The organism is Formosa undariae (assembly GCF_042427615.1).
GTDB lineage: Bacteria > Bacteroidota > Bacteroidia > Flavobacteriales > Flavobacteriaceae > Formosa > Formosa undariae.
In genome coordinates this window covers 793,825-807,320 of record NZ_JBHMEZ010000012.1, presented here as the reverse complement: position 1 = coordinate 807,320, position 13,496 = coordinate 793,825, and the positions used below count along the sequence as shown (strand labels likewise).

General features: G+C 33.6%; 11 protein-coding genes. 3 read left to right on the top strand and 8 right to left on the bottom strand.

All coding sequences use genetic code 11. The features are described 5' to 3' along the window. Window positions 1-26: 26 nt before the first annotated feature. On the bottom strand, window positions 27-917 hold the full coding sequence (locus ACFFVB_RS14335) for a 3-hydroxybutyryl-CoA dehydrogenase (RefSeq protein ID WP_382383771.1): 891 nt from the start codon (window positions 915-917) through the stop codon (window positions 27-29). Window positions 918-974: 57 nt separating this feature from the next. Beyond that, entirely contained in the window at window positions 975-1,934 is a 960-nt protein-coding gene (locus tag ACFFVB_RS14330) for a Gfo/Idh/MocA family protein (RefSeq protein WP_382383769.1), read from the bottom strand. A 123-nt stretch (window positions 1,935-2,057) separates the two neighbouring features. Between ACFFVB_RS14330 and ACFFVB_RS14325 the strand changes: the two genes are divergently transcribed. Then, window positions 2,058-2,699, top strand: a complete 642-nt coding sequence (locus ACFFVB_RS14325; protein ID WP_382383767.1) for a protein-L-isoaspartate(D-aspartate) O-methyltransferase — start codon at window positions 2,058-2,060, stop codon at window positions 2,697-2,699. Here ACFFVB_RS14325 and ACFFVB_RS14320 read toward each other — a convergent pair. Genes ACFFVB_RS14320 through smpB form a run of 3 tightly spaced genes read right to left on the bottom strand, consistent with a single transcriptional unit; the run spans window position 2,696 to window position 5,291 of the window. Then, on the bottom strand, window positions 2,696-3,250 hold the full coding sequence (locus ACFFVB_RS14320) for a hypothetical protein (protein WP_382383765.1): 555 nt from the start codon (window positions 3,248-3,250) through the stop codon (window positions 2,696-2,698). The genes ACFFVB_RS14325 and ACFFVB_RS14320 overlap by 4 nt on opposite strands. 12 nt (window positions 3,251-3,262) lie before the next feature. Next, the gene (locus tag ACFFVB_RS14315) at window positions 3,263-4,801 is read right to left on the bottom strand and encodes a M61 family metallopeptidase (RefSeq protein ID WP_382383763.1); all 1,539 of its coding nucleotides are present in this window, start codon (window positions 4,799-4,801) and stop codon (window positions 3,263-3,265) included. A 31-nt stretch (window positions 4,802-4,832) separates the two neighbouring features. After that, on the bottom strand, window positions 4,833-5,291 hold the full coding sequence (gene smpB, locus ACFFVB_RS14310) for an SsrA-binding protein SmpB (RefSeq protein ID WP_382383761.1): 459 nt from the start codon (window positions 5,289-5,291) through the stop codon (window positions 4,833-4,835). A gap of 308 nt (window positions 5,292-5,599) precedes the next feature. Here smpB and ACFFVB_RS14305 point away from each other — a divergent pair, with 308 nt between their 5' ends. Further along, window positions 5,600-6,028 (top strand): hypothetical protein, encoded by a 429-nt coding sequence (locus ACFFVB_RS14305; protein WP_382383759.1) that lies wholly within the window; start codon window positions 5,600-5,602, stop codon window positions 6,026-6,028. 211 nt (window positions 6,029-6,239) lie between these two features. On the opposite strand, the gene clpB is transcribed toward ACFFVB_RS14305, so the two are convergent. Further along, window positions 6,240-8,849 carry an ATP-dependent chaperone ClpB gene (clpB, locus tag ACFFVB_RS14300; RefSeq protein WP_382383757.1) on the bottom strand — a complete coding sequence of 870 codons (2,610 nt, stop codon included), beginning with the start codon at window positions 8,847-8,849 and terminating at the stop codon, window positions 6,240-6,242. A 111-nt stretch (window positions 8,850-8,960) separates the two neighbouring features. Between clpB and ytxJ the strand changes: the two genes are divergently transcribed. After that, window positions 8,961-9,371 carry a bacillithiol system redox-active protein YtxJ gene (gene ytxJ / locus ACFFVB_RS14295; protein WP_382383755.1) on the top strand — a complete coding sequence of 137 codons (411 nt, stop codon included), beginning with the start codon at window positions 8,961-8,963 and terminating at the stop codon, window positions 9,369-9,371. An 85-nt stretch (window positions 9,372-9,456) separates the two neighbouring features. On the opposite strand, the gene ACFFVB_RS14290 is transcribed toward ytxJ, so the two are convergent. Together ACFFVB_RS14290 and ACFFVB_RS14285 are read right to left on the bottom strand one after the other, a co-directional pair. Next, window positions 9,457-10,485, bottom strand: a complete 1,029-nt coding sequence (locus tag ACFFVB_RS14290) for a TlpA family protein disulfide reductase (protein ID WP_382383753.1) — start codon at window positions 10,483-10,485, stop codon at window positions 9,457-9,459. A gap of 303 nt (window positions 10,486-10,788) precedes the next feature. Beyond that, complete coding sequence (locus tag ACFFVB_RS14285; RefSeq protein WP_382383885.1) at window positions 10,789-13,335, bottom strand: ATP-dependent Clp protease ATP-binding subunit; 2,547 nt, start codon at window positions 13,333-13,335, stop codon at window positions 10,789-10,791. Window positions 13,336-13,496: the final 161 nt, after the last annotated feature.

The following is a 13,496-nucleotide window of genomic DNA, read 5'->3' as shown; positions in this document are numbered from 1 at the left end:
GACGTTTCTTAAAACAGAAATAATTTCTATTTTAAAAATTGACTGGAGATAACGTCTGCTTTTCTACTCGTTGCATAGTTGTAAAAACCTTCACCAGATTTTAGACCCAGTTTTCCGGCTCTCACCATATTTACAAGTAGAGGAGAAGGTGCGTATTTCGGATTTTTAAATCCGTCGTACATCACATTTAAAATAGATAAGCAAACATCTAAACCTATAAAATCTGCTAATTGTAATGGTCCCATCGGGTGTGCCATTCCTAATTTCATAACCGTGTCTATTTCTTTTACACCGGCCACTCCATTGTACAAGGTCTCAATCGATTCGTTAAGCATGGGCATTAAAATGCGATTAGCAACAAAGCCAGGATAATCGTTAACTTCTACAGGATTTTTGCCTAATGTTTTTGAGACGTCCATTATTATTTTGGTAACTGCATCACTCGTATTATAGCCACGAATAATTTCTACCAATTTCATAATCGGAACAGGATTCATAAAATGCATGCCGATAACCATTTCCGGGCGATTTGTAACCGCCGCAATTTGTGTAATAGAAATGGAAGATGTATTTGTTGCTAGTATCGTTTTAGCGTTGCATATATCGCTTAACTGTTTGAATATGCTAAGTTTTAAATCTAAATTTTCTGAAGCAGCTTCAATAACCAGATCAGCCTCTTTAATACCTAATTTAATATCTGTATAGATCGAAATCCGACTTAGAGTATCGCTCTTTTGAGTTTCAGAAATAACAGCTTTAGAAACTAATCGATCTAAATTTTTAGAAATTGTAGCTAAACTTTTGTTTAAAGACGCATCATTAATGTCTATTAAGGAAACATAAAATCCACTCTGAGCAAAGGTGTGTGCTATGCCATTTCCCATGGTTCCTGCTCCTATAACTGCAATGTTTTTCATGATTGTAAACTATTAATAGACGTTATTAAAAGGGTTTAAAATGAATTCGAACTGTTCTTAAAACTGATCTATAATCATATTAGCGACACGTAAAGCTTCGGTCCCGTCGTGTAGGGTTACAACAGGTTTTGTGTCATTATTTATAGCATCTGCAAACGTCTCTAATTCGTCTAAAATGGCATTGTTATTCGCCACATCAGGATTTGCAAAATAGATTTGTTTCTTGATTCCTTCAGCATTTTGAAGGATCATATCAAAATCTCCAGGCTCCTTAGGCGCATCTTTCATCTTAACTACTTCACATTTCTTTTCAAGAAAATCGACAGAAATATAAGCATCACGCTGAAAAAAACGTGTTTTACGCATGCTTTTTAATGAAATTCTACTGGCCGTAAGGTTCGCAACACAACCATTTACAAATTCAATTCTGGCGTTTGCAATATCTGGAGTCTCACTAATTACCGAAACACCACTGGCGCTTATATGTTTTACTTTAGATTGAACAACACTTAAAATAATGTCGATATCATGAATCATTAAATCTAAAACAACAGGAACATCAGTTCCTCTAGGATTAAATTCTGCTAAGCGATGTGCTTCGATAAACATAGGTTTATCTAGTAAATCTTTTATTGCAGTAAAAGCGGGATTAAAACGCTCTACATGTCCAACTTGTCCTTTAACTTTATATTCGGCAACTAAAGTTCTTAAGGCTTCAGCTTCTTCAACAGTATTGGTTATTGGTTTTTCAACAAATATATTTTTGCCTTTAGATATTGCTAATTTTGCACAATCGTAGTGAGAAAGAGTAGGAGTTACAATGTCTACAACAGCCACAGCATCTATTAAATCTTCTACAGTTTCAAAAAATTTATAACCAAATTCGGCTTCAACTTTCTTAGCGTTTTCTTTATCTGCATCATGAAAACCGACTAGGTCGTATTTATCTGATTGATTTAGAAGTCTTAAATGAATTTTTCCGAGGTGACCAGCACCAAGAACTCCAACTTTTAGCATGTTAATAGGGTTTTAAACAAAAATAAGATTTTTTATGAGTTTTAAATGCTAATAAAATTTTAAAAAAAGATTTACTTTTGCAAAACTTAAAATTCTTCAAAACTCATAATAAAACAGACCCTCTTGAAAGATACTTTTAAACATCAAGGATTACGACAACAATTGGTAAATACACTAAAAAACAAAGGCATTACAGATGTAAATGTGCTTAAAACTATTGGGAATATACCAAGGCATTTGTTTATGGATTCTAGCTTTTTAGATCATGCGTATCAAGACAAAGCATTTCCTATTGCGGCAGATCAGACAATATCTCAGCCATATACAGTGGCCTTTCAAACCGAGTTATTAAAGATTAAACGCGAAGCTAAAATTTTAGAAATTGGAACTGGAAGTGGTTATCAAACAGCTGTTTTATGCGAATTAGGAGTTAAGGTATATAGCATTGAACGCCAATTAGAGTTGTTTAAAAAAACCAGTAAGTTTTTGCCTAAATTGGGATATCGTCCTAAACAATTAATTTTTGGTGATGGCTATAAAGGAATGCCTGAAGAAGCTCCTTTCGATGGGATTATCGTAACAGCGGGTGCACCATTTGTGCCGACTCCTTTATTAAGTCAGTTAAAAATAGGTGGTCGTTTAGTAATTCCTGTAGGGGATAATGTACAAACTATGACCCTTTTTGTAAGAAAGGGCCCTAAAGAATTTGAAAAACACGAGTTTGGTGAGTTTCGTTTTGTACCGCTATTGGAGGATAAAAATTAATATTCGTCCTTTTGTAAGAATTCGGCAGGAATTGGTTTGGTTTCCGTTTCGTTTGTCCATAACAGATTGATAATCCACCAACGATTCCCGTCGAACATTAATTGGATACTATTAATTCCTTTTGCAAAAGGTTCTTTGTCGTTTTCTGAATGATAGGCTTCAAAAGTGCTAAAAACTTGTGTGATATCTCCAAAGGTATGCACGATTCTGTGAATCTCTTTTTCATGAAACCCGTTTTTTAACATCCAAGATTTAGATGCTTTAACGTAATCGGCAGGCGCCATGTATTTAGCTTGTAGCTTGCCTTCGTAATCGACTCCCGTGGTAATTAATTTGGCATCTTCTTTAAATAAAAATTTAAATAAATCCCAATCGCGTTTTTCTTTTTTATCTCCGGAAAGAGAAAGATATAACGTTCCTAAAGTAGTCTCTAAAGATTTTACTAGAGGCATATAGTCGGTTTTTTGTATTACTACTTCTTTCTTTTTTTGTGCAATTGCAGGAGAAATTAGAAAAATACTTAACCCAAATATGAATAATAATTTTTTCATTTTAACGAATTTTTACAAACGAATTGGAGTCATCCATTTTGTTCTTAATTTTAGTTGTTCCGCTGTAGGCGTTGTGTTTATAGAGAATGCATTTTCTGTCTCGTTATAATCTACACCTATTTTATTGTAAAAAGCCTTAATCGGTAATGGCTTTGTGTTAATAATAAAATCGTCTATAAAGTACTGAATTTCAGGATATGTTTCTGTTACAAAAGTGGAGAAAAAAGTGGCATCGTCGAAGGGTGTATTCGGACCATATTTTTTAGCTAAATCATTAATAACATCTATGTAACCTCGCTTTCCGTTCGATAATTTTAATAGTTTTATATCTAAGAGTCCAGCAACTATCGCACCTCTCATATAAATATTTCCATATTGTTTTTGACCTGCCGGTGTGTAAGAGGTAAGCGATAATTGTTCCAAGCTTAATTCGGGATCGAAATATTTCGAAGCGATCATTATTTTTTTAGAAAGGGTATTAAAATAATCATCGGTCGATTTTAAGTTCGAACGAAATAACATCATATGTGCAGCCCATTCTGTAGTGCCTTCGTACAACCACAGGTGTCTAGAAGCTACAGGTGTAATAAAGTTAAACTGATCTACAATTTCACTGTGAATATTTAAAGGCGTAACGACATGGAAGAATTCGTGTGCAGCTATTTCAACGACTTGCGCCTCTAAATTTTCCCATTTATCCTCTTTATAAATATATTCTGAACTGTAGGAATGTTCCCAAGCACCATTGGTAATGTCTTCAAAATGGAATAAAAAGGTGTAGTTTTTTACAGGTAATCCTTTAAGAAATCCGCTAGCAGAGACTAACATGTTTTTCATAGATTCTAAAATCTGATTAGAGGTTACCAAGCCCGTTTTAGAATAGGTGTAAATGTCTACATTTGTACCTTCAACATTCATGTTTGCTTTAGTTAGGTTACCTAAAAGAATAGGAGAATCTACAACTTTATCATAATCTTCTGCAATGTATAGACCGTCACTGTTTTTACTTAAGGCAGTACCAACAGTCCATGTTTTAGGGTAGTCTAATTTAATGGTAATCGGACTATCTTGTTTGTCTTTGAAATAACCAAAAACGGCTTGCCCATTTATTAATGTATGATCGTTTTCAATCGAGGTTCCGCACATTAAATAGATATTATTCTCGGAAACGGGAGTGTCCCAAGTTTCTGAAATTTCATATTCTATTTTTGATATTTTTTCTGGTGAAGTTAACTGAAATTGATTTGTTGAAATTTGATTCGTGGTTAACTCCTTTCCGTTAGCATCTAAAGCTTTAAAATGTTTTACATAGCGTCCAATATCCATAATTTGATAAGTCCCTGGTGCAGTAGAAGCAAACTGATAAATAGAATTTTCTGCTGTAAGCGTTGGAGGGGTTACGGTAACTTTATACGTGTCGTCTGACCGGTCTAAAAGGTTGACTTCAAACTTTACATTGTCTACAGTTTTTGTAGCCGTATTTTTAGATCCTCCGCAGGAGTATAGAGCGAACGTAAACGCGAATAGAGTAATTCGAAAACTTAATTTCATAGAATCTTAGAAGTGTATATATAGAGGTGTGTTATTTGTAAATTTTCTTTACACGATCTAAATTACGTTTGTTATCACGATCTTTAATAGACTCACGTTTATCGAACAATTTTTTACCTTTAGCTAAAGCAATATCTAATTTCGCGAAACCTTTATCGTTAATAAAAAGTTTTAAAGGGATTATAGTTAATCCGCTATTTTTAACTTCTTTTTCAAGTTTTTTAAGTTCGCGTTTATTTAATAGTAATTTACGTTCTGCTTTTGGACGGTGATTATAATAATTACCAAAAGCATATTCTTCAACGTTCATGTTTATTACAAATAATTCACCTTTTTCGTTGAATTCGCAAAAGCTTTCGGCAATAGACGCTTTACTACTTCTAATGGATTTAATTTCTGTACCGGAAAGCACTATCCCAGCAGTATATTTATCTAAGATCTCGTATAAAAAGCGAGCCTTCTTATTTTGGATGTTTATCTTTTTTTGCATAGTTGTCAAAGATAAATAATTAAATATAACTTTTAATGCCCTTAAGCTTCAATAACTTCAATTGTAAAATGAAAATTATCGTTTTAGAGACTTAGAGATTGCTTTAATACATTATTGGATAGGTGAGTTAGTAATTTGTTTTTGTGATGATTATGTGCCTATGGATTTATAATATGTAATCAATTCATTTTTAAGATATAGGTGATTATTGGACTAAATGAGGTATTATTATTGCGAATACAGTTAATCATTGGGTGGAAATGTTTTAAATTTGTATTTTTAAGAGTCAAACTATTTAAACAAACATTATGAAAAAAACGACATTATTATTTGCTTTTGCGTTAATGCTAAGTGCTGCAAGCGTATTTGGACAGGCTAGAAAAGAATTAAACTTCGGGTTGATAGGTGTTAACTACGAAATTCCTGTACATGAAAACATTACTATTGCTCCAGGAATTGGGACTGATTTCAATTTGGATTGGGTTAATATAGGTGTTAAAGGAAATTACTATTTCGATGAGCTTTTTGGAATTACAGATGATGCTTGGGATGTTTATGGAGGAGCAAATTTAGGTTACGCTATTTACTCTGGAGATAATGATTATGACGCTGATGAATTAAGTGTAGGTTTGCAAGTTGGTGGACGTTGGTTCTGGAATGATAAATGGGGTATTTATGCTGAACTATCGGGAGGAACAATTTTTGTACCTGCAATAGGTGTTACAATGAAATTATAATAACGATTTTATTATATTTAAAAAGCCTTAAGAATTTATTCTTAAGGCTTTTTTTTATGCTTTAATTTTAGGTAAAGGGAGATGTGAAAAGCATAAAAGCAATGTTATCTGTAAACAGACTCACATTGCTTTTATTTATCAACCAACCTATACCTTTTAACGGAGGTTATAGTGTTATATTATCTCGTATTTTCGCTTTAACAAAACTTTATTATTCTTCGTGTACTAAAGCTGTTTCTTGGTTTCTAAAAACCAATTCATTATCGAAATTGTCAAGTAAAATAATACTGTCTGTAGTCACTTTTCCAGAAAGGATGTCTTTACTTAAGGCATTTAATACTTCTTTCTGAATGACACGTTTTACCGGTCTTGCTCCGTATTCAGGATTATATCCTTTTTCTGCTAAATAATTTACAGCTTCAGGAGTAGCGTCGAAAGTGATTCCTTGTTGCGCAATCATTTTTGAAATCCCTTTTAATTGTAATCCTACAATTTCTTTAATATTGTCCTTGTTTAGAGGCGTGAACATAATAGTGTCGTCGATCCGGTTTAAAAATTCAGGTCTAACCGTTTGTTTTAATAAAGCCAAGACTTCTATTCGTGCTAATTCAATCGCGCTGTCAATATCTTTTGTAGCTTCAAAACGATCTTGAATAATCTGACTTCCCATATTGGACGTCATGATAATTATAGTATTCTTGAAATCAGCTACACGACCCTTGTTATCTGTTAAACGTCCTTCATCTAAAACTTGTAAAAGAATGTTGAAAGTGTCTGGATGTGCTTTTTCAATTTCATCTAACAAGACTACAGAATAAGGTTTACGTCTTACAGCCTCTGTTAATTGTCCACCTTCATCGTATCCTACGTATCCCGGAGGCGCTCCAACCAATCTACTTACCGAATGACGTTCTTGATATTCACTCATATCAATACGTGTCATGGCATTTTCATCGTCGAATAAATATTCGGCTAATGCTTTTGCAAGCTCTGTTTTACCAACTCCTGTGGTTCCAAGGAATAAAAAGGTTCCTATAGGTTTTTTTGGATTTTGTAAACCTGCACGGCTACGTCTAACAGCATCACTTACAGCTTCTATGGCTTCTTCTTGTCCAACAACACGTTTATGTAATTCGTCTTCTAAGTGTAATAATTTTTCACGTTCGCTTTGTATCATTTTAGTGACAGGAATTCCTGTCCATTTTGCTACAACTTCGGCAATATCGTCGTAAGTCACTTCTTCTTTAATTAAAGAGTTTTCAGATTTATTTTCATTTAAATCTTTTTGAAGTTGATCTAAATGTTCTTGAGCATCTTTAATTTTTCCGTAACGGATTTCTGCAACTTTACCATAATCACCTTCGCGTTCTGCGCGTTCGGCTTCAAGCTTATAGTTTTCTATATCTAACTTTGCAGTCTGTATATTATCGACAACTTCTTTTTCGCTTTTCCACTTCGCATTTATTTCATTACGATCTTCTTTTAAATTGGCTAAATCAGCTTTAAGACTTTTTAGTTTTACTTCGTCTTTTTCACGTTTTATAGCTTCGATTTCAATTTCTAACTGCATGATCTTTCTGTCTAAAACATCAAGTTCTTCTGGTTTAGAATTAATTTCCATACGCAGTTTTGAAGCTGCTTCGTCCATTAAGTCAATCGCTTTATCTGGTAAAAAACGGTTTGTAATATAACGTTCAGATAATTCTACAGCACCAATAATAGCTTCGTCTTTGATTCGTACTTTATGGTGTGTTTCGTACTTCTCTTTAATACCACGTAAAATAGAAATGGCACTCTCTGTATCTGGTTCGTTAACCATTACTTTTTGGAAACGACGTTCTAGTGCTTTATCTTTTTCAAAGTATTTTTGATACTCGTCTAAAGTGGTTGCTCCAATCGAGCGTAGTTCTCCACGAGCTAAAGCGGGTTTTAAAATGTTCGCAGCATCCATAGCGCCTTGTCCACCACCTGCACCAACAAGCGTATGAATTTCATCTATAAATAATACGATATCACCTTCGCTATCAGTTACTTCTTTAATAACAGCTTTTAAACGTTCTTCAAATTCACCTTTGTATTTTGCACCTGCAATAAGTGCTCCCATATCTAAGGCGAAAATTTGCTTGTCTTTTAAGTTGTCAGGAACATCTCCGTCTACTATTCTGTGCGCTAAACCTTCGGCAATAGCGGTTTTACCAGTTCCAGGTTCTCCTACTAAAATAGGATTGTTTTTTGTACGTCTTGTTAAAATTTGAAGAATTCGTCTGATCTCTTCATCACGCCCAATAACAGGATCTAATTTTCCGTTTTTTGCTAATTCATTTAAGTTTTTAGCATATTTATTTAACGAATTGTATGTTTCCTCTTGGTTTTGAGAGGTTACTCGGTCTCCTTTTCGTAATTCCTCGATAGCGGCTGTAAGTGCTTTTTCTGTGACACCTTGATCTTTCAGCATTTGAGCAATTTTACTCTTTGATTTAAAAATAGCAATGATTAAATGTTCGATAGAGACATATTCATCATTCATTTTTTTAGCAATAATAGAGGCCTCATTTAATGCGGTACCTAAGTCACGAGACACCATGATTTCTCCACCAGAAACTTTAGGGAAATTTTCAATTTGTTTGCCTAGAGCTTGCTCTAATATATTGATATTAACATTCAGTTTTTTTAGAATAAACGGTAACACATTTTCATCTACTTCCGAAATTGCTTTAAAGACGTGTTCGTTTTCTAAACTTTGCTGGCCATTTTCTTGCGCAATTTGTTGTGCTCGTTGTAAGGCTTCTTGAGATTTTATTGTATAATTGTTAAAGTTCATTGTAATGTGTTTTTCAATGTATAGTCAATTTTCTTACCAAGTTTAAAACTGAGACAAAATGTCTGTTTGATGTGTTTTTAATCTGACGAATTGTCTCTTGGTTAAAATGAAGTGAGATATAAATTTAATGAAATTATGGGATTTTTTGATAAAATATTTAGTGGTAATTCTTCTGAAGAAAAAGAAGAAAGTGCAATCGTTTGGCAGGCTTTAGTGAATGAGGATCAGTTAAATACTATTGTAGATGCGTCTAATGAAAAAGCGCAAGCGATTTTTAAACATTCTACACGCTGTGGAATTAGTAGAATGGTGTTAAGTCAGTTTGAAAAATCTTTTAAAGCAGAAACTGAAATTGATATGTATATGTTAGACTTATTGCAGCATCGTGATATTTCGAGTGCGATTGCAAGTAAGTTTGGTGTACATCATGAGTCGCCACAACTTTTAATTATTAAAGATGGAGAAGTTGTGAGAACGGCGTCTCATGGAGATATTAATTCGGTAGATCTTTTAGCTTTTTAAATGAGGATAATGGCATAGATTCAAACATAAAAAATCCGCTTAAATCATCTGTTTAAGCGGATTTTTTAAAATTATCATTAAGCTATTAGATGCTTAATGATGTAAATAATTCTTTTAATTTCTCGTCTGAAGGTCTAGGAGCAGAAGGGTCTACAATTATTCCGGTAGGATCGATTAAGATAAATCTAGGAATACCATTAATTTTGTAATCTCTTACAAATTGCGATTTCCAACCTTCTGGAGCCATAACCTGAACACCGCTTAATTCTTTGTCTGCAACCATTGCTAACCAGTCTTCTTTAGCTTTGTCCCAAGAACCACCGTGCGTTCTATCGTCGTCTACAGAAAGACTTACAAATGTTATGTTTTTATCGTGATATTCTTTTTCTAATGCCTTTAATGCAGGGATTTCAGCTTTACAAGGTGCGCACCAAGTTGCCCAAACATCAATATACACGTATTTTCCTCTTAAGCTTTCTAGAGATGTTTTAGAGCCGTCAACATTTACATAGTCAACAAAAAGTGGAGATGGTTTTCCAGTCATGTCTTGTTTAAGCATAATGTTTCCAGCGTAGTAGTTTTTAGTACCTTCTAACATTGGTTTTAAATTTTTCGATGCCATATTTGTAACCATGGTATCAAGACCTTGTTTCGAGTTATAAAATGTCGTTAACTCGGCCTCTATTTCTACAAATTTAGCATCTAATGTTTCTAAGTCCATCGATGAAAAATCCTTATCCATTAAGGCTTCTTCTTTTAATGATTTTTCTGCTAAGAAATTACTGTTTTCAGAACCTTCACCAGTATATTTAATCGTTTCATCAAATGCTTTAGTGTCTAAAGCGATGTCTAAATCGTAACCGTTTTTTAAGAATATAGTTGAAGATTCTCCGCCATCATAAAAATTATAAAGTCCAGATTCAACTTTTAAAGTATCACTAAATGTACCGTCAGCATTTACTTTAATAGTTTTTGTGTAGCTGCGGCTTCTAATTAAAAGCGAATCGCTATTCTGATCAATTATTTTCCCTGAAAGTGTTACGTAGTCCTTTTTTGGAGCGTCTTGACATGCAAATATAGTTAGGGCACTCATTGCAATAAATATTTTTTTCATAAGATATTTTTAGTATCCCAAAAATAAGTGAATAGTATGATATATCATTAATTTATTCTATTTGTTTCTTTCTTTTGGGGAGTATGATGCGCTTTTAAATGAATTTAATTGCTAGTTATGGGAAGTTTTTAATTTGTGCTTTTAAAAATGTCAATTGACATTGCTCAGATTAAAATTATTTTAAATGATTTGAAAATGCGATTTAGTACATTGTTGAATGTACTGCTGTGTTTCGGTGAAAATATAAAAACAAAAAGCCCTGATATTTTAAATATCAGGGCTTTTTTATAAAGTATTGTAATCTTAAGATTCGGTAGGGTTTTCTTGTTTTTCGATAGTGATAACAAGTTCCTGATTCGTTTCGTCTAAATCCATAAGAATAACATCGCCTTCGTGAATTTTAGATGTTATAATCTTTTCAGCTAGAGCGTCTTCAACATATTTCTGAATTGCTCTTTTTAAAGGACGTGCTCCGTATTGTTTATCAAAACCTTTTTCTGCAATAAAGCTTGTTGCTTTTTCTGTAAGTTTTAATTCGTAACCTAAATCTTTAATTCGTAATAATAATTTATCAAGTTCGATTTTAATAATACTATTTAAATCTTCTTTTTCTAAAGTATTAAATACGATAACATCGTCGATTCTGTTTAAGAATTCAGGTGCAAAAGCTTTCTTTAAAGCACTTTCTATAACACCTTTGGTGTTTGAAGCTTCTTGTGCTTTTTGAGATGCCGTTCCAAATCCAACTCCCGTTCCGAAATCTTTCAATTTACGAGCACCAATGTTAGATGTCATAATAATGATTGTATTTCTAAAATCGATTTTACGACCTAAACTATCTGTTAAATACCCATCATCTAGAACCTGAAGCATCATGTTAAAAACGTCTGGATGCGCTTTTTCAATTTCATCTAAAAGGACAACAGCATAAGGTTTGCGACGAATTTTTTCGGTTAATTGTCCACCTTCTTCGTATCCTACGTATCCCGGAGGTGCTCCAACTAATCTAGAGATTGCGAATTTTTCCATGTATTCGCTCATGTCAATTCTAACAAGGGCATCTTCACTATCGAATAGTTGCTTTGCAAGTACTTTTGCTAATTGTGTTTTTCCAACTCCTGTTTGACCTAAAAAGATAAATGAACCAATTGGTTTGTTAGGGTCTTTAAGTCCTGCACGATTACGTTGAATTGCTTTTACAACTTTAGAAACAGCTTCATCCTGACCAATAACCTTACCTTTAATAAGTTCTGGTAAAAGGAATAATTTGTTGCTTTCGGTTTGTGCGATTCTGTTAACAGGAATTCCTGTCATCATAGAAACTACATCTGCAACGTTGTCTTCTGTTACAACTTCACGATGTTGTTTGGTTTCTTCTTCCCATTTTTCTTGAGCAATTTCCAATTCCTTTTCAAGACGTTTTTCGTCGTCTCTCAATTTGGCAGCCTCTTCGTATTTTTGTTTTTTAACAACAGATGTTTTAGATTCTCTAACGATTTCTAATTCATTCTCTAGTTGTAATATTTGTTTCGGTACATTAATATTTATAATATGTACCCGAGATCCTGCTTCGTCCAAAGCGTCAATTGCTTTATCTGGTAAAAAACGGTCTGTCATGTAACGATTCGTTAATTTTACACAAGCTTCAATAGCTTCTGGTGTGTAATTTACGTTGTGATGACTCTCATATTTATCTTTAATATTGTTTAAGATTTCTATGGTTTCTTCAACCGTAGTTGGCTCTACAATAACCTTTTGGAAACGACGTTCTAAGGCGCCATCTTTTTCAATATACTGTCTATATTCGTCTAAAGTTGTTGCACCAACACATTGGATTTCTCCACGTGCTAAAGCGGGTTTAAACATGTTAGAAGCGTCTAAACTTCCAGTAGCTCCACCAGCACCAACTATGGTGTGAATTTCATCAATAAAAAGAATAATATCGTCATTCTTTTCAAGTTCATTCATTACGGCTTTCATGCGCTCTTCAAACTGTCCGCGGTATTTTGTTCCAGCAACTAAACTTGCTAAATCTAAAGTGACAACACGTTTATTAAAAAGTATTCTAGACACTTTACGTTTTGTAATACGAATGGCTAAACCTTCGGCAATGGCAGATTTACCAACACCAGGCTCACCAATTAAAAGTGGGTTATTTTTCTTACGTCGACTTAAAATTTGAGAGACACGTTCGATTTCTTTATCACGCCCTACAACAGGATCTAGTTTTCCTTCTTCTGCCATCGCTGTTAAGTCACGCCCAAAATTATCTAGAACAGGAGTTTTAGATTTTTTGTTGGTCTTACCCGTTGGAGAATTGAACAAGTTATCTTTTGTAGTGTCGTCATCACTAGGACTGTCGTCTTGGAACGATTCAGCTTTTGGTTCTATATAATTATCATTGTTTGTAATCATAAATTTAAATTGTTCTTTAACGTTATCATAATCTACCTTCAGCTTATTTAAAAGCTTTGTGGTAGGATCGTTTTCGTTCCTTAGAATACATAACAATAAATGTGCTGTATTAATGGAATTACTCTGAAATAATTTGGCTTCTAAAAACGTGGTTTTTAAAGCGCGTTCTGCTTGCCTAGTGAGATGCAAATTCTTCTTCTCGTTCGAAACTGCTGTTAACGTCGGATTGGCAGGGCTTAAAATTTCAACTTTTCTCCTTAAATGATTTAAATCTATATCTAGGGCGTTTAAAATATTAATTGCTTTTCCGTTTCCATCTCTTAAAAGTCCAAGCATAAGATGTTCTGTACCTATAAAATCGTGCCCTAAACGAAGCGCCTCTTCCTTACTATAGGCAATTACATCCTTTACTCTTGGTGAAAAATTGTCATCCATATATAAAATCCTTTCTGCATTAAAATTACTAAAACATATTGCCATAGACAAAAAGTATACCTAAATAATATGATTCATGCTAATAGAAAAAAAAACTTTATTAAATCAAAATATTTGGGGGCTTACTTATTAACTAATCATTAAGTCTTAATTGTTAATAA